Below are 20,569 nucleotides of genomic sequence, written 5' to 3' on the forward strand. Positions count from 1 at the left end.
GGCCCGGGTCGGTCTACCCCGTCCCCGCCAGGCGCCGCGAGAGCAGGGTCGCGGTGCGCCGCACCTCCGCCGGCAGCCCGGCGGGCGGCGAGCCGTCCGCGCCGTGCTCGGTCCCGTACGTCACCGCCACCCCCGCCACGGGGTGGCCGTTGTGGTCGAGCACCGGGGCGGCGACGCTCGCCAGGCCGGGCGTGACCTCGCCGTCCTCGAGGGCGTACCCCCGAGCGCGGGTGTCGGTCAGCACCGCCCGCAGCGCGCTGAGGGAGCGCGGCCCGGAGCCGTGCCGGTCGACGAAGGCGTCGCGGTCGGGGAACAGGGCACGCACCTGCGCCGCGGGGAGCGCGGCGAGGATCGCCCGGCCGCTGGCCGTGAGGTGGGCGGGCAGGCGTACGCCGACGTCGGTCACCAGCGGCGGCCGCCCGGGCGCCCGCTCCTCGACCACGTAGAGCACGTCACGACCGTGGGCCACCGCCAGGTGGGCGCTGTGCCCGACCGCGTCGACCAGCGCGGCGAGGGGACGCCGGGCGATCCGCGCGACGGCGCCCTGGCGGGCGTACCCGCTGCCCACCTCGAAGGCCGCCACCCCGAGGCCGTAGCGCCGCTCGTCGGCCAGGTGGACCACGAAGCCCTCGGCGGTCATGGCGGCGAGGAGGTGGTACGCCGTGCTGCGCGGCAGGCCGCACTCCCGCGCGATCCGCTCCAGCGGCGCGGGGCCCGGCTGCGTGGCGAGGAAGCGCAGGACCCGCAGGGTGCGGGTGGCGGCCGGGACGTTGCTCACGGGCCCGATCCTGCCGGACCGGACCCGCGGCCACGTCACATCAGCGGCACGTCGCCGTCGTCGACCCCGTCGAGATTCATGTCGCGGTGGCGGGCCTGGCGGGCGTCCCAGCGCAGCAGCGTGGCGCCGGCGACCGCGCAGAGCACCGAGGCGAGAAGCACGCCGGCCTTGCCCGCCTCGACGAAGTGGTCGTCGGAGAACGACAGCTCCGCGATCAGCAGCGCGACCGTGAAGCCGATGCCGGTGAGGACGCCGACGGGCAGCAGGTCGCGCACGCCGATCCCCTGCGGCAGCCGGAACGGGGTGAGCCGCACGACCAGGGCGGTCGTGCCCAGCACGCCGACGACCTTGCCGACGACCAGGCCGCCGAGCACGCCCAGCGCCACCTCCTCGGAGAGCAGGGCCAGCGGCCCGCCGTCCTCGATGATCGTGACGCCGGCGGCGAAGAAGGCGAACACCGGCAGGGCCAGCGCGGACGACCACGGGTTGAAGGCCTCCGCGTAGCGGTGCGCGCGGCCGGCCGACTCGCCGTGCAGCGTCACGGCCGGCACGACCAGGCCGAGCAGCACGCCGGCGACGGTCGCGTGGACGCCCGACTCGTGCACCAGGACCCAGGCGACGACCGCGATCGGGACCAGCGCGACCACCGGGACCCGGCGTCGCCGGCTCAGGAACCCGAACAGGCCGATGAGGGCGATCGCGGGCAGCAGCCAGAGCGGGGCCAGGTCGGAGGTGTAGAAGAGCGCGATGATGCTGATGGCGATGAGGTCGTCGACCACCGCCAGGGTCAGCAGGAAGACCCGCAACGCGACCGGCAGGCCCTTGCCGAAGACGGCGAGCACGGCGAGCGCGAAGGCGATGTCGGTGGCCGCCGGGATGGCCCACCCGTCGCGGTGCCCGACGTCACCGCTGCCGACCACCACGAGCACGTAGATCAGTGATGGGACCACGACCCCGCCGGCGGCCGCGAGCACGGGAACCGCTGCCTCCTTCGGGTTGCGCAGCGACCCGATCACCAGCTCGTGCTTGAGCTCGAGGCCGACGACGAAGAAGAAGACCGCCAGCACGGCGTCCGCCGCCCAGGTGGACAGGCTGAGGTCGAGGTGGAGCGAGGCGGGGCCCAGGGTGATCGCGCCGAGGTCCGCGTACGCCTCGCGCCACGGCGAGTTGGCCCACAGCAGAGCGATCGTCGTGGCGACGAGGAGCAACAGGCCACCCGTCGTCTCGCGACGCGCCCACCCGCTGACGCGGCCCACGAAGGTGCTCGAGCCACGCGGGGCGGGGGTGGGATCGGTCTCGGTGGCGCGGGAGTCGGGGGACTCGGGTCCGGGAGACCGGGGCTCAGGGGACTGGGGGTCGGAGGACTGAGGCTCGGAGGACTGGGGAGAGGGCAAGAAGGGGCTCCTGGGTGGTCGGGTACGCCCCGGAAGGTCCGGGTGACCGCCGACCAGACTTCCCGGCACACCGCGAGCGATCCTAGAGGACCCCCGGTCGCCCGCCCGCCGCGACCGGACGCTGCCCCGCGGCCGGGTCGTGCTCGGCCGCGACCGGCACCAGCGCGACGGCGATCAGCGGCAGCAGGCCGACGAGCGCGTAGGTCACCGGGTAGCCCGCCGCGGCGACCAGCAGTCCCGCGACCGGCGGGACGGCGGCGGCGACCAGGTTCTGCGCGGTGTTCTGGATCCCCAGCGCGCGGCCGGACCAGAACGGGCCGGCGCGCTCGGCGATCGCGGTGAACGCGAGGCCGTTGTCCGCCACGGTGATCGCGGAGGCCGCGACCATCAGCACGACCGCCACCAGGGGCGCGAGCTCCGCCGCCACCCCGAGCGTCACCATCGTCACGGCGGCCGCGACGGCCACCCACCGCAGCGGTCGCATCCGCGAGCCGACCAGGTCGGAGACCCAGCCCGCCCCCACGCGGGCGGCCGCCCCCGCGACCTGGGTGCCCGCCACGACCGCGCCGGCCGCGGCCGTGCTCCAGCCGAGGTCGGTGACCATCCAGGTCAGCGCGTAGGTCCAGACCACGAACTGCGGCACCACCAGCAGCACGGACACACCGTGGACACGGGTCAGGAAGCTGCCGCGGTAGGGGCTCGGCGTCGAGGCCCGCTCCGCCGCGGGCGGGCGCGGCGGGTCCAGGACGACCAGCACGACGACGACCAGCGATACGATCGTGACCGCGGTCGGCACCCACAGCGCCGCCGCGACCCCGTGCTGCTGCGCCACGACCGCGACGCTCGCCGCGGCGATCCCCACCCCGAGCGGCTGGCCCGTCTGCCGCACGCCCATCGCCAGGCCGCGCCGCTCCGGCGGGAACCACCCGACCACGACCCGGCCCGACGCGCTGTTCGTCGCCGCCCCGCCCACGCCGGCGACGAAGAGCGCCGCCGAAAGGGCGACCAGGCCCTCGGACTGCGTGGCGGCCAGGCCGCCGAGCACGGCCAGCGACTGGCCGGCGACCAGCGCGAAGCGCTCGCCGCGCCGGTCGACGACCAGGCCCCAGGCGATGAGGGCGACCATGATCCCGGCCAACGGGGCGGCCGCGACGAGACCTGCGCGGGCCAGCGGGAGGCCCTGCTGCAGGTGCAGCGCCGGGATGAGGAAGGCCGGGCCGTGCACCATCGCGGCCGACGCGGTCTGCGCGCCGGTGCCGGCGGCCAGCATCGCCCACCGTCGCGACGCGCTGATCTGCTCGTGGGCGGGGGCGGTCACGGGGCCAGTGAACGCCTCCGTGACCACGATGTGAAACGGCGATCTCGCAGGGCGAGACGGGGTTCGCTTCGAGCGGACCGGTGGGGGCGGCCGGTCAGGTGACGCGGACGGCGAGGATCGCGACGTCGTCGTCGGCCCGCGTGCCGACCAGGGCGTCCGCGAGGCCCTCCACCACCGCAGCCAGGGGCAGGCCCGCGGCGATGAGGCCCGAGGCGGTCGCGGCGACCTCCTCGACCATGGCGTCGTGGTCGGCGCGGTGCTCGTCGAGCAGCCCGTCGGTGTAGAGCAGCAGCACCGACTCGCGCGCCAGGGTGGTGCGGTGGTCGCGGCGCTCGCCGAGGTCGAGGCCGGGGTGGAGCAGGAAGTCGCCGTCGTCGAGCACGGTGCGCACGCCGTGCGGGGCGAGCACCAGCGGCGGCGGGTGGCCGGCGTTGGTCCAGACCAGCTCCCAGCCCTCCGCGGTCGGGCGCAGGTGTCCGTGCACCGCCGTGCCGCTGAGGTCGAGGTCGAGCACCTCGGCAGCGCGCTGGACGGAGGTCAGGGCCCGCGCGGGGCTGTGCCCCGGCGCGTCGATCCCGGCCTGGCGCAGCATGCTGCGGGCCTGGCCCATCACGGCCGCGGCGCGCATGTCGTGACCGGTGATGTCGCCGATCGTGACGACGACCGGGGCGTCGGGGGCGTCCGGCCCGGGGGCTTCCGGGGTCAGCAGGTGCACGTCGTACCAGTCGCCGCCGACCATGTCGGCCGCCGCGGAGGTGCGGTAGAGGGTGGCGATCTCCAGGCCCGGCACCGTGATCGGCGCGGTCAGCATCGCGGCCTGCAGCTCGGTCGCGGCGGTGACGCGCTGCTCCAGCTCGACGAGGCGGGCCACCGCGGTCGCGGCGTAGCCCGCGATCGTCGAGAGCACGGCCTCCTCCGTCAGCTCCGCGGCGTGCGGGCCGTCCCAGCAGAACGCGATGGCGCCGAGCACCCGGTGGCTGCCGACCAGGGGCACGCAGGTCGCCGCCCCGATCCCCAGCGCGCGCCACTCGTCCACCGCGACGGGGTCGTAGCCGTCGCGCAGCAGCTGGTCCTCGTCCTCGATCACGATCGTGCGCTGCAGGGAGATGCAGCGGGCGGTGGGCCAGCCGGCGTCGAGCTCGTACGTCGGGTGGTTGCGCTCGAGACCGACCGGACCCTCCGGGTCGGCGACCCGCACGAGGCGGCCGTCGTCGCGCACGAGGGAGAGACCGACGTAGACCGGCTGCAGCGGCCCGCCGACGAGCTCGCGCACCCGGTGGCGCAGGTCGGCCAGGGTGGTCGCCTGCCCGAGCTCGGTGGCGGCGCGCAGCATCAGCTCCGCCCGCTCGCGACCGCGCTCGAGCTCGGAGTGGGCCTCGGCGGCGCGTCGCGCGGCGATCCGCAGGCGCAGCTCGGCGCTGCAGGCGCCCGCGAGGTCGGTGAGCAGCGCCAGCTCCTCGGACGTCCACGTCCGCGGCTCGTGGTCGATGGCGCACAGCGACCCGAACGCCTCGCCCTCGGAGTCCACGAGGGGGACGCCGGCGTACGCCACCACGTCGAGGTCGGGGATCGCCAGGCTGTCGCGGGTGAGGGGGTCGCGGCGGGTGTCGGCCACGACGAGGGGCTCGCGGCTCGCGGCGACGAACTGGCACAGCGAGTGGGTCAGCGGCGTCTCGCGGGCGCTGGCCCAGGGCTCGGGGAGGCCGACCTGGCCCGGGAACACCTGGCGGCCGGTCTCGACGATCGAGACCAGCGCGACGGGCACGTCGAGCATCGCGGAGGCGAGACGGGCGAAGCGCTCGAGGTCCGTGTCGGCGACGGGACCGACGCCGGCGGCGCGCACGGCGGCGAGCCGGCCCGCGCCGAGCAGGCCATCCGCAGGCTCCATGCCGCCCTCCTCCGCCTCCCGGCGCACGCGCCGCCGGGGTGGCGGGTCCGCGACATCATCCCCCACGCGCGGTGACGGGGCGGCGCCGCGGCTCGGTCAGCGCAGTGCGGCCACGATCTGGTCGGCGATCCGCTGCGCGGCCTTCTTGTTCTTGCGGCCGTCCAGCAGCGCCTTCGGCCGGCCCTGCTGGACGTCGAGGTCGATCGTCACGTGCGAGCCCTGCGGCGTCGGGGTGATCAGCACCGAGGTGTCGAGCTCCCAGTTCAGCGCCGACTTCTTCGTGACGAAGGAGAGCTGGAGACCGTCGGGGCTCTGCCCGACCGGCCGGTGCCCGTTCTCGTGGACCACCCGCTGCACGGCGGCGGCGACCGCCTCGGGGGCGGCGGGGACGTCGAGCTCGTTGCGCGCGTGGGAAGCCATGGGGCGCGAGATGCCCGAGGCCCGGCCGACGTAAACCGGGAGGGCCGACGGGCGGATGCGATGGGCTCGTCTCGGATCCGAGACGAGCCCGCCGCCTCGCCCGTAGCCCCCGACCTCCTGCGCGCCGTTCCATGGAGCCATGACCACCCCTGTCCCCGTCGTCGTCGGCACCGGGCCCGTGAGCGCCGCCGACCTCGTCGCCGTCGCGCGCCACGGCGCGCCCGTGGTCCTCGCCTCCGATGCGCTCGCGGCCGTCGACCGCGCCCGCTCGGTGGTGGAGGCGCTCGCGGCGTCGCCGACCCCGGCGTACGGCGTCTCCACCGGCTTCGGTGCCCTCGCCACCCGGCACATCCCCGCCGAGCAGCGCCGCACGCTGCAGCGCTCGCTGGTCCGCTCGCACGCCGCGGGCTCGGGGCCCGAGGTGGAGCGCGAGGTCACCCGCGGCCTGATGCTGCTGCGTCTCTCGACGCTGGCGACGGGACGCACGGGAGTACGCCGCGACACGGCGCAGCTGCTCGCCTCGCTGCTCGCGGAGGGCATCACCCCGGTGGTGCACGAGCACGGGTCGCTGGGCTGCTCGGGCGACCTGGCCCCGCTGAGCCACTGCGCGCTCGCGCTGATGGGGGAGGGCACGGTGCGGGATGCGGCCGGGGCGCTGGTCCCGGCCTCCGACGCGCTCGCCGCCGTGGGGCTCGCCCCGGTCGAGCTCGCCGAGAAGGAGGGGCTGGCGCTGATCAACGGCACCGACGGGATGCTCGCGATGCTGCTGCTGGCGATCACCGACCTGCAGCGGCTGCTGCGCACGGCGGACCTCGCCGCTGCGATGAGCGTCGAGGCCCAGCTCGGCACCGACCGGGTCTTCGCCGCCGAGCTGCAGGCGCTGCGCCCGCACCCCGGCCAGGCCGCGTCGGCCGCCAACCTCCGCCGGCTGCTGGCCGACTCGCCGGTCGTCGCCTCCCACCGGGGCCCGGACTGCCACCGCGTCCAGGACGCGTACTCCCTGCGCTGCTCGCCGCAGGTGCACGGCGCGGCGCGCGACACCGTCGACCACGCGCTGGCGGTCGCCGAGCGCGAGCTCGCCTCGGCGGTCGACAACCCCGTGGTGCTGCTCGACGACACCGAGCCGGGCGGCGGGCGCGTTGAGTCGAACGGGAACTTCCACGGCGCGCCGGTGGCGTACGTCCTCGACTTCCTCGCCATCGCGGCCGCCGACGTCGCGGGGATCAGCGAGCGGCGCACCGACCGCTTCCTCGACCGGGCGCGCAACCACGGGCTGCCGCCGTTCCTCGCCGACGACCCCGGGGTGGACTCGGGGCTGATGATCGCCCAGTACACCCAGGCCGCGATCGTCTCGGACCTCAAGCGGCTCGCGGTCCCGGCCTCCGTCGACTCCATCCCCTCCAGCGCCATGCAGGAGGACCACGTCTCGATGGGCTGGTCGGCCGCCCGCAAGCTGCGGCGCTCGGTGGACGGCCTGACCCGGGTCGTCGCGATCGAGGTGATGACCGCGGCCCGGGCCCTCGAGCTGCGATGCGCGGCGCTGGGGGTCGAGGCGGCCCCCGGTACGCGCGCCGCGGTCGCCGCCCTGCGCTCCGCCGGGGTCGGCGGTCCCGGCCCGGACCGGCACCTCGCCCCGGAGATCGAGGCGTGCGTCGGCCTCGTCGCCTCCGGCGACCTCCTCGACGCCGTCACCCGCGAGATCGGAGAGCTGCAGTGAACGAGACCCGCCCCGGAGCCCGACCCGGAGCCCGACCCGTGCGCGCCCCCCGCGGCACCGAGCTGACCGCCCGGTCCTGGCAGACCGAGGCGCCGCTGCGGATGCTGATGAACAACCTCGACCCCGAGAACGCCGAGCGGCCCGACGACCTCGTCGTCTACGGCGGCACGGGGCGCGCGGTCCGCAGCTGGGAGGCGTACGACGCCATCGTGGCGTGCCTGCGCGACCTCGCCGACGACGAGACCCTGCTGGTGCAGTCGGGCAAGCCGGTCGGCGTGATGCGCACGAGCACGTGGGCGCCGCGGGTTCTGATCGCGAACTCGAACCTCGTCGGCGACTGGGCGACCTGGGAGGAGTTCCGGCGCCTGGAGGACCTGGGGCTGACGATGTACGGCCAGATGACGGCCGGCTCCTGGATCTACATCGGCACCCAGGGGATCCTGCAGGGCACCCACCTCACGTTCGCCGCCATCGCCGACGCCCGCTTCGACGGCACGCTGGCCGGCACGATCACCGTGACCGCGGGCCTCGGCGGGATGGGCGGCGCGCAGCCGCTGGCGGTGACGATGAACGGCGGGGTGGCGCTGTGCGTCGAGGTCGACCCGGCCCGGATCGAGCGGCGCATCGAGCACGGCTACCTCGACCGGCGGGCCGACTCGCTCGACGACGCGCTCGCGCTGTGCGTCGAGGCCCGTGACGCCCGTCGGCCGCTGTCGGTCGGGCTGGTCGGCAACGCCGCGGAGGTGCTGCCCGAGCTCGTCGCGCGCGGCTTCGTGCCCGACGTCGTGACCGACCAGACCTCGGCGCACGACCCGCTGGCCTACCTGCCCGCCGGCGTGCCGTTCGCCGAGTGGGAGGAGCGCCGCACCGCCGACCCCGCCGGCTTCACCCGCGCCGCGCGCGAGTCGATGGCGGCGCACGTCGGCGCGATGGTCGCGCTGATGGACGCCGGCGCCGAGGTCTTCGACTACGGCAACTCGATCCGCGACGAGGCCCTCAAGGGCGGCTTCGACCGGGCCTTCGACTTCCCGGGCTTCGTGCCCGCCTACCTGCGCCCGCTGTTCTGCGAGGGCATGGGGCCGTTCCGCTGGGCGGCGCTCTCCGGCGACCCGGCGGACGTCGCAGCCACCGACCGGGCGGTGCGCGAGCTGTTCCCGCGCGAGGAGAGCCCCGCCTACGAGCGGCTGCACCGCTGGCTCGACATGGCCGGCGAGCGCGTGCACTTCCAGGGCCTGCCGGCGCGGATCTGCTGGCTGGGCTACGGCGAGCGGGCGCGGGCGGGGCTGCGCTTCAACGAGATGGTCGCCTCGGGCGAGCTGTCGGCGCCGGTCGTGATCGGTCGCGACCACCTCGACTGCGGCTCGGTGGCCTCGCCCTACCGCGAGACCGAGTCCATGCTCGACGGCTCCGACGCGATCGCCGACTGGGCGCTGCTCAACGCCCTGGTCAACACGGCCTCCGGCGCCACCTGGGTCTCGATCCACCACGGCGGCGGCGTCGGGATCGGCCGCTCGATCCACGCGGGCCAGGTGGTCGTGGCCGACGGCACGCCGCTGGCCGCGGAGAAGATCGAGCGGGTGCTGACCAACGACCCCGGGATGGGCGTGGTGCGCCACGTCGACGCCGGTTACTCCCGCGCGGTCGAGGTCGCCGAGCAGCGAGGCGTACGCGTCCCGCTCGCGCCGGTGGTGCGCGACTGACCGCGTCGACTGCGGGCGCTCAGGGCCGCGGCGAGTCGAGCACGAGCGTGATCGGTCCGTCGTTCACCGCGGCGACCTGCATGTCGGCGCCGAAGACGCCACGGGCGACGCGGGCGCCGAGCCGCTCCAGCTCGGCGCACACCGCGTCGTACAGCGGCTCGCTCACCGGGCCCGGGGCGGCCGCCGACCACGACGGGCGCCGGCCCTTGCGGGCGTCGCCGTAGAGCGTGAACTGGCTGACCACCAGCACGGGTGCGCCGACGTCGCTCGCGGAGCGCTCCTCGCGCAGCAGGCGCAGCTCCCACACCTTGCGGGCGACCCAGGCGACGTCGGCCGGCCCGTCGTCGTGCGTCACGCCCAGGTAGACGAGGAGACCGGGCTCGTCGGTGGCGCCGACGACCTCGCCCTCGACGCTCACGGAGGCGGACAGGGTTCGCTGGACGACGGCGCGCACGCGCGGACAGTAGCGTGGCCGGCATGTCGAGGATCAGCACCGGCTTCGGACCCCGCTCCACCGCCGACGAGGTCCTGGCGGGCCACGACCTCACCGGGCGGCGCGTCGTCGTCACGGGGGCCGCGTCCGGCATCGGCGTCGAGACCGCCCGCGCCCTGGTGCGTGCGGGTGCCGAGGTGACCCTCGCGGTGCGCGACGTCGCCGCCGGCGAGCGGGTGGCCGCCGACGTCCGCGACTCGGTCGCGGACGCCCCGCACCCCGGCAGGGCCCGGGTCGCCCACCTCGACCTGCTCGACCTGACGAGCGTGCGGGCGTTCGCGCAGGCCTGGACGGGGCCCCTGCACGTGCTCGTGAACAACGCGGGCGTGATGGCCGTCCCCGAGCGCCGCACCACGGCGTACGGCTGGGAGCTCCAGCTCGCGACCAACCACCTCGGCCACCACGCGCTGACCCTGGGGCTGCACGAGGCGCTCGCCGCGGCCGAGGGGGCCCGGATCGTGTCCGTGAGCTCAAGCGGCCACCTCGCTGCACCGGTCGACCTGGACGACCTGCACTTCGAGCGCCGGCCCTACGACCCGTGGGCCGCCTACGGCCAGTCCAAGACCGCCAACGTGCTGCACGCCGTGGAGGCGACGCGCCGCTGGTCGGGCGACGGCATCACCGCGAACGCGCTGATGCCGGGCGGGATCATGACGAAGCTCCAGCAGCACGTGCCGCAGGAGACCCGCGAGGAGTGGTCGAAGGTGCCGGGCATCAAGACGCCCCGGCAGGGCGCGGCGACGTCGGTCGTCGCGGCCGTGGCCCCCGAGCTGGACGGTGTCGGCGGGCGCTACCTCGAGGACTGCCAGGAGGCGCCGGTCGTCGCCGACGACGCGGAGGTCGGCGCCGGCGTGCGCGAGTGGGCCCTCGACCCGGCGACGGCGCAGCGGCTCTGGGACGTCTCCACCGCGCTCGTCGACGAGGCGCTCGCGCAGGGCTGAGCCCCCGGGCGACCGGCCGCTTCCCGCGCGTGGCGCGGAGGACTACCGTTCGACTCCGCGCCACCCGCCCCGGGCGACGCCCCAGGAGGTCGTCATGGACCGAGGCCCGGTCGCGTTCCGCACCCAGCTGCTGCGTCGCAAGCCGATCGCCGCGGCGAAGGGCCCGCACGCGGGACCCGAGCTCGAGCGCAGCATCGGCACGTTCGCGCTGATGATGTTCGGCGTCGGCGCCACGGTCGGCACCGGCATCTTCTTCGTGCTGCAGGAGGCCGTGCCCGACGCCGGCCCGGCGGTGGTCGTGTCGTTCCTGGTCGCGGGGCTCGCCGCCGGCCTGTCCGCGATCTGCTACGCCGAGCTGGCCAGCGCCATCCCGGTCAGCGGCTCGACCTACTCGTACGCCTACCACGCCCTCGGCGAGCTGGTCGCGATGGTGATCGCGGCCTGCGTGCTGCTGGAGTACGGCGTCAGCTCGGCCGCCGTGGCCGTCGGGTGGAGCGGCTACTTCAACGAGCTGACCGGCGCCGTGCTGGGCGTGGAGCTGCCGCAGCAGCTGTCGTACTCGCCCGTGCCCTACGAGGACAACCCCACCGGCTGGGTGAACCTGCCGGCCGTCGTGCTCGTCCTGCTCTGCATGCTGCTGCTGGTGCGCGGCGCCAGCGAGTCGGCCCGCGTCAACACGATCATGGTGGTTGTCAAGCTCGCCGTGCTCGGCCTGTTCGTGGTCGTCGGGTTCACCGCCTTCGAGGCCGACCGCTTCGACGGCTTCTGGGCGGCCGGCGCGGCCGGCGTGTCCGCCGCGGCGGCCACGATCTTCTTCTCCTTCATCGGCCTCGACGCCGTCTCCACCGCGGGCGAGGAGGTGCGCGACCCGCAGCGCGCGCTGCCGCGGGCGATCATGGGCGCGCTCGCCGTGGTCGTCACCGTCTACGTGCTCGTCGCGATCGCCGGTGTCGGCTCGCAGCCCGTCGAGGAGTTCGAGAGCCCCGAGCAGCAGAGCGCCGGGTTGTCGGTGATCCTCGCGAACATCACCGGCTCGAGCATCCCGGGCACGGTGCTGGCGGCCGGCGCGGTGATCTCGATCTTCTCCGTCACGCTGGTGACCCTCTACGGCCAGACGCGGATCCTGTTCGCGATGGGCCGCGACGGGATGCTGCCGCGGCGCTTCGCCGCGGTGAACCCCCGCACCCTGACGCCCACCTACAACACCGTCGTCGTCGCGATCGTGGTCGCGCTCGTCGCGGGCTTCGTGCCGAGCGACTACCTGTGGGACACGGTGTCGATCGGCACGCTGGGGGCGTTCATCGTGGTGGCGCTGGGCGTGCTGGTGCTGCGGCGCACCCGCCCCGACCTCGAGCGGCCCTTCCGGGTGCCCGGCTACCCCGTCACGCCCGTGCTCACGGTCCTCGTCTGCCTGTACATCCTCTCGGGCCTGCCGGCGGTGACCTGGCTGATCTTCGGCGTCTGGCTCGCCGTGGTGCTGGGCTTCTACCTGCTGTGGGGCCGGCGCCACGCCCGGCTCAACGAGGTGGACGCGGCATGACCATCGTCGCGGGCATCGCGCCGGGCAAGCCCGACCGCGACGGTGTGGAGTACGCGGCGCTGCTCGCCCGCTCCGCCGGCACCGACCTGCGGGTCGTGTGCGTCGTGCCGGGCGGAGCGTGGCCGACGCCCCTGCCGGGCGGCGTGGACCGCGAGTACGCCGCGTACGCCTCCGAGGCCGGCGACCGCGACGTCGCCGCCGTCCGTGCGCTGCTCGCCGAGCTGGCCCCCGACGTGGCCGCGACGGTTCTGGCGGCGCGCGGCCGCTCGGTGCCCAGCGTGCTGATCGCCGAGGTCGCCGCCTGCACGGCGACGCTGGTGGTCCTCGGCGCCGGCGCGGACGGCGCCTGGGGCCGGGTGGTGGTCGGGTCCGCGGCCGACCGGCTGCTGCACTCCTCGCCGGTCCCCGTCGCGGTCGCCACCCGCGGGTTCCGGGCCGCCCCAGGCTCGCGCGTCGGCCGGGTGACGGTCGGGTTCCGCGGCGACAGCGCGGCGGCCGACGTCCTGGGCCGGGCGGCCGAGCTGGCCGGACGGCTGGGCGCCGGGCTCCGCGTCGCGACCTTCGGGGTGCGGGGGCGCACCATGTACCCGCCCGAGGTGCGCGGCGAGGAGGACGTCCTGGCCGCCTACCTCGAGCAGACTGCCCGCGCCCAGCGGCAGGCGCTCGACGAGCTGGGCCCCCGCGGCCTGCTGCCGGCCGACGTCGAGTCGGTGACCAGCACGGGCGCCGACTGGGCCGAGGCGGTCGGTGGACTGCCCTGGGGCCCCGACGACCTGCTCGTCGTCGGCTCCTCGCCCGCGGGCCTCGTCTCGCGGGTCTTCCTCGGCTCGAGCGCGGCCAAGATCCTGCGGCACTCGCCGGTGCCGGTCGTCGTGGTGCCGTGACGGGTCCCGCCGGCCGCACCCCGGTCGCCGACCTCGTGCGGCGGCTCGAGGGGCGCGACGTGGTGCGCTACCGCGGCCGCCGCTGGGCGGTGACCACGAGGGCGTACGCCGGTGGGCGCAGCCTCAAGCTGTGGGCCGAGGAGCTGGGCGGCACGGACGTGGTGAGCGCCAACGTCTACCTCGGGCCCGGGCTCGGTGACGCGGGCCGGGGCGAGGCGTTCCGGCCCTGCGAGATGCCCGCCGAGCGGGTGCTCGACTTCCTGCGTGGGTGGGAGCCGGCAGGCTGAGGGCCTCGGCAGGCGGCTCAGACGACCGGGCGCGGCGGGGCGTCGACGCGACCGGTGGAGGCCCGGGCGGCCTCCAGCGCCGACTGCCACCCGCTCGCCACCGAGCCGTTGGTGCGCGCGGTGCCCACGGCGCCGCTGTACTGCGACCACTGCGGCTGCGCGCCCAGCTTGCACTCGGCGCTCGAGCGCCCAGCGCCCCGGCACGCCTCGGCGCTGCGGGAGGCCGCCTCGCCCTGCACGGCGGCCTGGGTCCCGGCGTCGACGAGCGCGACGACCGAGGCGTGGGCGTTCGTCATCGCGCCGGGCGCCACCACCGTCGCGACGTCGGCCTGCAGCGACTCGAAGCTGCGCGCGAGGCGGTAGAGGGCGACGCCCTGCGACGAGCTGGGCTGCGCCTCGCCGGACAGCTGGGGCAGCTGGGCGATCAGCCCGTCGTACGTCTCGAGGTGCGCGGCCACCGCGGCGGCGTACGTCTCCAGGCCCGCGTCGGAGCCCCCTCCGCTGCGCTGCGCCTCGGCGACCTCGGCCTCCCACGCGGCGATCGTGGCGCGGGCCGAGCCCACCAGGTCGTCGAGGTGGCCGTGCGCGGCCTGCGTGGAGGCGGCGAGCAACCCGTCGAGGGACGTGGCCGCCTCCGCCAGCGTCGGGCCGACGCTGTCCCACGTGCGCAGAGACTCGCCGTCGATCGCGGTCAGCTGCCCGATCGGGGTGAGCAGGTCGGTGAGCGCCGCGAGCTGGCCCGCGGTCGTCGAGTCGTCGGGGAAGCCGGCGGCGGCCGCCGAGACGTACGCCGCCACCCCGGCCGCGTCGCCAGCCGCCGCGCGGACGTCCGCGGTGACCTCGGCGAGCTCCAGCTGGCCCACGAGGTCGAGCGCGTCGGCCGTGGCCGTCTCGACCGCCTCCGCGCCGACGACGCCGGTCAGGTGGGCGGCCACCGTCGCCGCGGCCGTCTCGCCGTCCGCCGGCTCCTGGGCCGCGGCGAGCACGAGGGGGACGCTGGAGGTCCGGTCGGCGGCCTGGTCGGTCTCGGTGGTGGCGAGGTCGAGGGTGACCTCGGCCCGGTCGAGCTCGTCGGCGCTGGTGCCCAGCGCGGTCGCGAGCTCCCCGAAGTTGGCCAGCGTGCCGGTCTCGAGCGCGGTGAAGCCGGCGACCGCGGCGATGAAGTCGCTGCGGCGGGCGAGGACGTCGGACTCGGTCGGCGCCGGCAGCGGGTCGAGGGTGGCGGACGTGGTGACCAGGTCGGCCGCCTCGCTCTGGGCGTCGGCCGCGACCTGCGCCGCCTCGACGAGGGCGGCCACGTCGCCGGCGGAGGTCACCGCGGCGGCGACGTCGCCGTACATGACGTCGCTGCTGGCGAGGAAGTCGGCGATCTCGACCGGGGCCGAGCCGTCGGAGGGGTCGTCCGCGGGCTGCGACTCCCCGGCCCCGTCGCCCGAGCCGGCGCGTGGATCGTCCTCGGCGCCGAGGTCCAGGAACAGGCCCGCGCCCGCCACCGCCGTCAGCGCCGCCGCCACCACGGCCGCCGGGATCCAGCGGCGTCGGCTGCGCGCCGCGGCAGGTCGCGCGGCGGGCTGGTCGTCGGGGTCGTCGGGGTCGTCGGGCTGCTCCTCGGGGTCGGCGTAGAGGTCCGGACCGGGAAGCTCGGCCACCGGGGCGGGCACGTCCTCGATGTCGACATCCGTCGCGGGCTCGAGGTCCGACTCGGCCGCGGCGAACGCCGCCAGGAGGGGGCGGGTGTCGGGGTCGGGCTGGGGCTCGGGCTGGGGCTCGGGCTGGGGCTGGGGCTCGGGCTGGGGCTGGGGCTCGGGCTGGGGGGCCGCGGCGGCGGCCGGGTCGTCGCGTACCTGCTCGTCCTCGGCCGGAGGCCGGTCCTCGTCGGCGGGGCCGTTGAACATCTCGTAGAGCGCACGCTGCAGCTCGTGGCCGGGACGCTCGGGCGCCCCGCCGGGCGGTGTGCTGGTCATGGCTTCTCTTCCGGCCGTCGACGCGACGGAGCGGGTCGGCTCCCCCTCCGTCTTCCGCAACGGCCGAGAGGCGGTCGCGTTACGCGGACCGGGCCCACGGCGAGGGAGGTCTGGACCTCGCCGGTCGGAGGCGCCACGAGCGGCGCCCCGCACCGGACTGTGTGCCGTTCCGCTCGACCTGGACCCCGTTCAGACGGGGCCGAGGTCGAGCGTCACCCGGTGAACCGGGTAGTCCAGAGGCGGTTCAGGCCTCCTCGGCGATCCGCTGGTGGTGGTGGATGACCTCGGCGATGACGAAGTTGAGGAACTTCTCGGCGAAGACCGGGTCGAGGCCGGCGTCGGTCGCGAGGTCGCGCAGGCGGGTGATCTGGCGTTCCTCGCGGGCCGGGTCGGCCGGCGGCAGGTCGCGCTGCGCCTTCAGCACCCCGACGCGCTGCGTGCACTTGAAGCGTTCGGCGAGGAGGTGGACCAGCGCGGCGTCGATGTTGTCGATGCTGGAGCGCAGCTCGGCGAGCTCGGGCGGGACGTCGGCACTCACGGGCGCAAGGATAGGGGCCGCGGGGGCTCAGAACGGGAGCAGCCCACGCACCAGACGCCCCAGGCCGCCGAGCAGCCCGGCCACCGGCCCGGTCGCCGGCTCCCGCGACGGCGGCGTGGTCGGCGCGGTGGTCGGCGCGGTGGTCGGCGCCACCGTCGGCTCAGCGGGCGTACCCCACCCCAGCGTCGACCAGCTCGTGTTCAGCACGACCAGCACGCGCGAGCCGTCGGGGTTCTCGAACGCCGCGGTCTCGACGGGCCGCCGCTGCGTGGAGGCCAGCAGCCGCGCGCCGGGCTCGACGAACCGCGACAGCTGCGACCAGTAGGTCAGCGACTCCCCGACCTCGACGGTCGCGCCGTCCACGACGAGCATCCCGCGGCAGACCCGGCAGCCGCCGAGGTGCGGGCCGCCGGAGGCGTCGAGCGCGAGGTTCCAGTACAGCGAGGCCACGGCGCCGTGTCGCAACGGGTCCAGCAGGGCCAGGTGGGTCTCGTTGACGAGGTTCTGCCGGGTGTCGCGCCAGGTCAGCGTGCCGGTGCACTCGGTCATCCAGACGGGCCGCAGGGTGGTCTGCGTGGCCGCCGGCGAGGCGTGCAGGTCGGACTCGTAGCAGTGGTAGGCGATCGCGTCGACGCTGTCCCCGGCCGCCGCGACCAGACGGTCGGGGTAGCGCGTGGGCGTGTTCGTGCCCTGGTCGACGTAGTTGTGGTCCCAGCCGAGGATCTCCACGTCGGCGAACCCGGCGGCGTCGAGGGCGGGTCGCAGCGTGGTGGCCAGGCGCGCCTGCTCGTCCGAGGTCATCGTCATCGTCGGGTAGGACGGGTCGCAGTGCTGCGGCTCGTTGCCCAGCGAGACCTGCGCGACGTCGACGCCGAGCGCGGCGTACTCCTGCAGGAACCGCACGTAGTAGCGGGCGTAGACGTCGTACGCGTCGTCGCGCAGGTGGTTCTGCCGGCCCCGGCACTCGCCGAGGTAGCGCCCGCTGTTCTTCATCCACCCCGGCGCCGACCAGGGCGCCGCGACGACCGTCAGGTCGGGCTCGATCGCGAGCGCGGAGCGCAGCACCGGCACGACGTGGGCGAGGTCGCGCTCCACCGAGAACGACTCCAGCGTCGGGTCGGGCGCGTCGGCGTAGCTCGTGTGCACCGCGCCCGACTCCATGTCGGTGGCGCCCATCGGCACCCGCACCACGTCGAGGTCCGCGCCGTCGTCGCCGAACAGCGCGTCGAGGGCCGTGTCGCGGTGCGGCGAGGTGTCGAGCAGGTACGCCGCGGCGTCGGTCAGCGCGCCGCCGAGGCCGACGATCTCCCCGGCGCCCGGGACGGGCGCGCCGACCCGGAGCTCCTCGTCGCCGGTGGGGACGGAGGTCGCGAGCGCGGGCTGCTCTGCGACGCGCTCGGACAGGCCCGACGCGGTCGCCGTGGTGCGCCACGCGGCGACGGTCTCGTCGCCGGGGGACCATGTGTAGGTCGTCACCGAGGTGGGCGGGAGGGCGTCGCGGAAGGCGACGTCGCCGAGGGACGCGCGGAAGTCGCGGTCGCCGGCGGCGACCGGCAGCAGGGTGGCGTCCCGGCCGCCGGCCCCGGCGACCAGGAGCGTGGCGGCGACGGCCAGCGCGGTGGCTGCGGCGGCCGTGGCGACGGGCGTACGCACGGTGAGCGGGGGCGTGCGGGGATCGGGCATGGGTCGTCGGCTCTCTCGGGGCCCCGGGGAAGGAGACTCGCGCGGCGCCCGTGCGAGGGGGGAAGGAAGGCGCCGTCGCCGACGTTAGGGCCAGCGACCCGCTGCGGACCACCCCTGGATCAAGATTTCCTCAAGGGAGCCGTGGTGGGCGTCACCGCGTAAGTCGCTCGCGGGGGTCGATGAGTTCTGCGACCCTCGATGGTCGGAACCTCCCGACCGCCCGCGCCCGACGCGTACGCGCGGAGACGCACGGAGACGCACCGAGACCAGCACCAGCACGACCCGACGAGGAGCCCCCATGTCCGAGACCCGCACCCCGCCGCGCGCCGAGAGGCTCGGCGAGGCCGGTGGGACCGGCGTCCCGACCGGCGCCACCGGCGGGACCGGCGGGTCCGGCGTCGCCGAGGCCCCGTCGATCGCGCGCCGCGACCTGACGGTCATCGGCGTGCTCCTCGTCGCCGCGTTCGTGGTCGTGCTCAACGAGACCGTGATGAGCGTGGCGCTGCCGGTGCTGCAGACCGAGATGGGCGTCGCGCCCAGCGTCGGGCAGTGGCTCACCACCGCGTTCCTGCTGACCATGGGCGTCGTCATCCCGCTGACGGGCTACCTCATCCAGCGGCTCGGCACGCGACCCCTGTTCGTGCTGGCGATGAGCCTGTTCACCGCCGGGACGGTGCTCGCGACCTTCGCGCCCGGCTTCGGGGTGCTCCTCACCGCCCGCGTCGTGCAGGCCTCGGGCACCGCGATCATGCTGCCGCTGCTGATGACGACCGTCATGACGCTCGTGCCGCCGGCGCGCCGCGGCGTGATGATGGGCAACATCTCGGTCGTCATCGCCGTCGCCCCCGCGCTCGGCCCGACCCTGTCGGGCGTCGTGATCGAGCACCTCGGCTGGCGCTGGGTCTTCGGCCTCGTCGTGCCGGTCGCGGTCGCCGCGCTCCTCGTCGGGCTCCGGTTCGTGCGCTCGATCTCGACGACCAGCCGGGCGGCGATCGACCTGCTCTCCGTGCCGCTCGCCGTGCTCGGCTTCGGCGGTCTGGTCTACGGCCTCGTCGGGCTCGGCCACGCGGCCGAGGGCGCGGGCGGCCACGTGCCGGTCGCCGTGCCGTTCGTCGTCGGCGGTGCGGCGCTCGCCGCCTTCGTGGCCCGCCAGCTGTTCCTGGCCCGCGACGACCGCGCCCTGCTCGACCTGCGCGTGTTCGCCTCCTCGCAGTTCACCATCGCCATGGCGGCGATGCTCGTGGCGATGGCCGCGATGCTCGGCACGTTCATCCTGGTGCCCTACTACGCCCAGGCCGTCCTCGGCCTCAGCCCCACCGCCACGGGCCTGCTGACCCTGCCGGGCGGCATCCTGATGGGCGTCGCGGGGCCGATCGTGGGTCGCGTCTACGACGCCCGGGGCCCGCGGGTCCTGCTCGTGCCGGGCGCGCTGCTGATCAGCGCGGCGCTGTGGCTGCTGACGACGCTCGACGCGGACACCTCGGTCGCCGTGCTGCTCGCTGCGTACGTCGTGCTCTGCCTCGGCCTCGCCGTCACCTTCACGCCGCTGATGACCTCGGGCCTGGGATCGGTGCGACCGGACCTGTACGCCCACGGCTCGGCCGTGCTGGGCACCTTCCAGCAGGTCGCGGGCGCGGCCGGGACGGCGCTGTTCGTCACCGTGATGACCGTCGTGGCCGCCGGCGCGACCGAGGACGGCGCCTCGGAGCGGGTCGCGGTCGCCGACGGCGTCAGCACGGCGTTCCTGGTCGGCGCCTGCCTGAGCCTCGTGCTGGTCGCGGTCGTCACGCTGGTGCGCAAGCCGGCCGACGCGCCGGAGGGCGTCGTCGGGCACTGAGCCCTGTGCGCGATACCGCACACTGACCGGGTGGACGTGACCGCGTGCATCTACTCGCCCGACGGGGCGCTCCGGCTGACGCCGGACGCGTTCCTGGACGCGGCGCTGCTGTGGTGGCCGGACGCCGTCGCGGTCGACGTGCGGCGGCGGGTGCCCCGCAGCCGCCGCGTGGGGGTGCGGGTCGAGACGCCGGGGGAGCGGCCGTTCCAGGTGCGGCTCTCGCGCGACGGCACCGAGCTGGTCACCGACGGTGACCACGTGCAGCAGGTGTGGTTCGCCATCTGGGCGCGCTCGACGGTGCCCGCCGACGCCCCCGGCCGGGTCGTCCTAGTCACCGCCGACGCCGCCGAGGCGGCGCTGCTGACGCCGGGCATGACGCCGCAGGAGGTGTGGTCGGCCTGGCGCGGGCAGAGCGCCGAGTGGCAGCGGTTCGCCCGCGGCTGGCTCTCCGGGGCGCTCGCCGGCTGAGGGTCGGGACGGGCGTCCGGGCCGGCGTCCGGGGTTTCGGCCCTTGCGGGGGCGACCAGGATGGTCCGCATGAGCAACTGGAACCCCCCCGGCGGGGACGAGCCGAAGCACGGTCAGACCTCCGGCGGGCAGTACGGGCAGGAGCCCTACCCGACCTCGCCGGGCGACCAGCAGGCGTACGGGCAGCCCCAGGGGCAGCAGTACGGCCAGCAGCCGTACGGGCAGCAGCAGTACGGCCAGCAGTACGGCCAGCAGCAGTACGGCCAGCAGCCGTACGGCCAGTCCTACCCCGGCGGTCCGCGGCAGCGGCCGGGTGCGGCGAAGGCCGCGCTGCTCCTCACCTACATCGGGTCCGCCCTGGCGCTCGTCGGCCTGCTCGCGCTGTTCGCGCTGGCGGGCGACGAGAGCTTCCAGGAGGGCTTCGGCGAGGCGGCGGGGGGCAACGTGGACGCCGACGCGGTGGCGACGCTGCTGCGCGGCGTCAGCGGCGTCGGGATGGTCCTGGCGATCCTGGCGATCGTCCTGGCCGTGCTCGTCGGCAAGCGCCGCGCGTGGGCGCGGATCGCGCTGACGGTGGTCGCCGCGCTCGGCATCCTCGTCGGCCTGTTCTTCACGCCGATCGGCCTGATCTGGGTGGCCCTGTGCATCGCGGGCATCGTCACGCTCTTCCAGCGCAGCACCAGCGAGTGGCTGCGCGCCTGACGCGACGTCCGGCTCTG

18 protein-coding genes are annotated in these 20,569 nt (G+C 75.6%); 9 read left to right on the forward strand and 9 right to left on the reverse strand.

Features of this window, described 5'->3' with window-relative positions; translation table 11 throughout:
- Positions 1-13: 13 nt before the first annotated feature.
- From RDV89_RS09860 to RDV89_RS09880, 5 genes are all read right to left on the reverse strand, one after another.
- Positions 14-778 (reverse strand): IclR family transcriptional regulator, encoded by a 765-nt coding sequence (locus RDV89_RS09860; RefSeq protein ID WP_315732854.1) that lies wholly within the window; start codon positions 776-778, stop codon positions 14-16.
- Between the two features lie 35 nt (positions 779-813).
- Positions 814-2,034 carry a Na+/H+ antiporter NhaA gene (nhaA, locus tag RDV89_RS09865; protein WP_315732855.1) on the reverse strand — a complete coding sequence of 407 codons (1,221 nt, stop codon included), beginning with the start codon at positions 2,032-2,034 and terminating at the stop codon, positions 814-816.
- A gap of 220 nt (positions 2,035-2,254) precedes the next feature.
- Positions 2,255-3,490 (reverse strand): MFS transporter, encoded by a 1,236-nt coding sequence (locus RDV89_RS09870; protein ID WP_315732856.1) that lies wholly within the window; start codon positions 3,488-3,490, stop codon positions 2,255-2,257.
- Positions 3,491-3,584: 94 nt separating this feature from the next.
- Complete coding sequence (locus RDV89_RS09875; RefSeq protein ID WP_315732858.1) at positions 3,585-5,378, reverse strand: GAF domain-containing SpoIIE family protein phosphatase; 1,794 nt, start codon at positions 5,376-5,378, stop codon at positions 3,585-3,587.
- A 96-nt stretch (positions 5,379-5,474) separates the two neighbouring features.
- A complete protein-coding gene (locus tag RDV89_RS09880; RefSeq protein ID WP_315732859.1) occupies positions 5,475-5,798 on the reverse strand; it encodes a hypothetical protein in 324 nt (107 codons plus the stop codon).
- Positions 5,799-5,937: 139 nt separating this feature from the next.
- Between RDV89_RS09880 and hutH the strand changes: the two genes are divergently transcribed.
- The gene (hutH, locus tag RDV89_RS09885) at positions 5,938-7,515 is read left to right on the forward strand and encodes a histidine ammonia-lyase (protein ID WP_315732860.1); all 1,578 of its coding nucleotides are present in this window, start codon (positions 5,938-5,940) and stop codon (positions 7,513-7,515) included.
- Between the two features lie 38 nt (positions 7,516-7,553).
- Positions 7,554-9,215: a urocanate hydratase gene (gene hutU, locus RDV89_RS09890; RefSeq protein WP_315732861.1), complete on the forward strand. Its 1,662-nt coding sequence runs from the start codon at positions 7,554-7,556 to the stop codon at positions 9,213-9,215.
- A 19-nt stretch (positions 9,216-9,234) separates the two neighbouring features.
- On the opposite strand, the gene dtd is transcribed toward hutU, so the two are convergent.
- Positions 9,235-9,669 (reverse strand): D-aminoacyl-tRNA deacylase, encoded by a 435-nt coding sequence (dtd, locus tag RDV89_RS09895; protein WP_315732863.1) that lies wholly within the window; start codon positions 9,667-9,669, stop codon positions 9,235-9,237.
- A gap of 23 nt (positions 9,670-9,692) precedes the next feature.
- On the opposite strand from dtd, the gene RDV89_RS09900 reads away from it, so the two are divergent.
- The 4 genes from RDV89_RS09900 (at position 9,693) to RDV89_RS09915 (ending at position 13,360) form a co-directional block, all read left to right on the forward strand.
- Positions 9,693-10,649 carry an SDR family NAD(P)-dependent oxidoreductase gene (locus RDV89_RS09900; protein ID WP_315732864.1) on the forward strand — a complete coding sequence of 319 codons (957 nt, stop codon included), beginning with the start codon at positions 9,693-9,695 and terminating at the stop codon, positions 10,647-10,649.
- Between the two features lie 94 nt (positions 10,650-10,743).
- Positions 10,744-12,189 carry an amino acid permease gene (locus RDV89_RS09905; RefSeq protein WP_315732865.1) on the forward strand — a complete coding sequence of 482 codons (1,446 nt, stop codon included), beginning with the start codon at positions 10,744-10,746 and terminating at the stop codon, positions 12,187-12,189.
- Positions 12,186-13,073 (forward strand): universal stress protein, encoded by an 888-nt coding sequence (locus RDV89_RS09910; RefSeq protein ID WP_315732866.1) that lies wholly within the window; start codon positions 12,186-12,188, stop codon positions 13,071-13,073. Before RDV89_RS09905 ends, RDV89_RS09910 begins: the two co-directional genes overlap by 4 nt.
- On the forward strand, positions 13,070-13,360 hold the full coding sequence (locus tag RDV89_RS09915; RefSeq protein ID WP_315732867.1) for a peptide methionine sulfoxide reductase: 291 nt from the start codon (positions 13,070-13,072) through the stop codon (positions 13,358-13,360). The genes RDV89_RS09910 and RDV89_RS09915 overlap by 4 nt, the downstream gene beginning before the upstream one ends.
- A gap of 17 nt (positions 13,361-13,377) precedes the next feature.
- Here the strand turns inward: RDV89_RS09915 and RDV89_RS09920 are convergent, their stop codons facing one another.
- From RDV89_RS09920 to RDV89_RS09930, 3 genes are all read right to left on the reverse strand, one after another.
- Positions 13,378-15,324, reverse strand: a complete 1,947-nt coding sequence (locus tag RDV89_RS09920) for a hypothetical protein (RefSeq protein WP_315732868.1) — start codon at positions 15,322-15,324, stop codon at positions 13,378-13,380.
- A 244-nt stretch (positions 15,325-15,568) separates the two neighbouring features.
- Positions 15,569-15,862, reverse strand: a complete 294-nt coding sequence (locus RDV89_RS09925; protein ID WP_315732869.1) for a chorismate mutase — start codon at positions 15,860-15,862, stop codon at positions 15,569-15,571.
- 27 nt (positions 15,863-15,889) lie between these two features.
- Positions 15,890-17,545, reverse strand: coding sequence for a glycoside hydrolase family 30 protein (locus RDV89_RS09930; RefSeq protein ID WP_315732871.1), 1,656 nt, complete (start codon positions 17,543-17,545; stop codon positions 15,890-15,892).
- 298 nt (positions 17,546-17,843) lie between these two features.
- Here RDV89_RS09930 and RDV89_RS09935 point away from each other — a divergent pair, with 298 nt between their 5' ends.
- The 3 genes from RDV89_RS09935 to RDV89_RS09945 all read left to right on the forward strand — a co-directional run bounded on the left by RDV89_RS09935 (position 17,844) and on the right by RDV89_RS09945 (position 20,552).
- Positions 17,844-19,382, forward strand: a complete 1,539-nt coding sequence (locus tag RDV89_RS09935; RefSeq protein ID WP_315732872.1) for an MDR family MFS transporter — start codon at positions 17,844-17,846, stop codon at positions 19,380-19,382.
- Positions 19,383-19,412: 30 nt separating this feature from the next.
- Positions 19,413-19,850 carry a hypothetical protein gene (locus RDV89_RS09940; protein WP_315732873.1) on the forward strand — a complete coding sequence of 146 codons (438 nt, stop codon included), beginning with the start codon at positions 19,413-19,415 and terminating at the stop codon, positions 19,848-19,850.
- 69 nt (positions 19,851-19,919) lie between these two features.
- Positions 19,920-20,552 carry a hypothetical protein gene (locus RDV89_RS09945; RefSeq protein WP_315732874.1) on the forward strand — a complete coding sequence of 211 codons (633 nt, stop codon included), beginning with the start codon at positions 19,920-19,922 and terminating at the stop codon, positions 20,550-20,552.
- Positions 20,553-20,569 lie beyond the last annotated feature (17 nt).

The sequence above is a fragment of the Nocardioides imazamoxiresistens genome (genome assembly GCF_032378595.1).
In the GTDB taxonomy this organism is placed as follows: Bacteria; Actinomycetota; Actinomycetes; order Propionibacteriales; family Nocardioidaceae; genus Nocardioides; species Nocardioides imazamoxiresistens.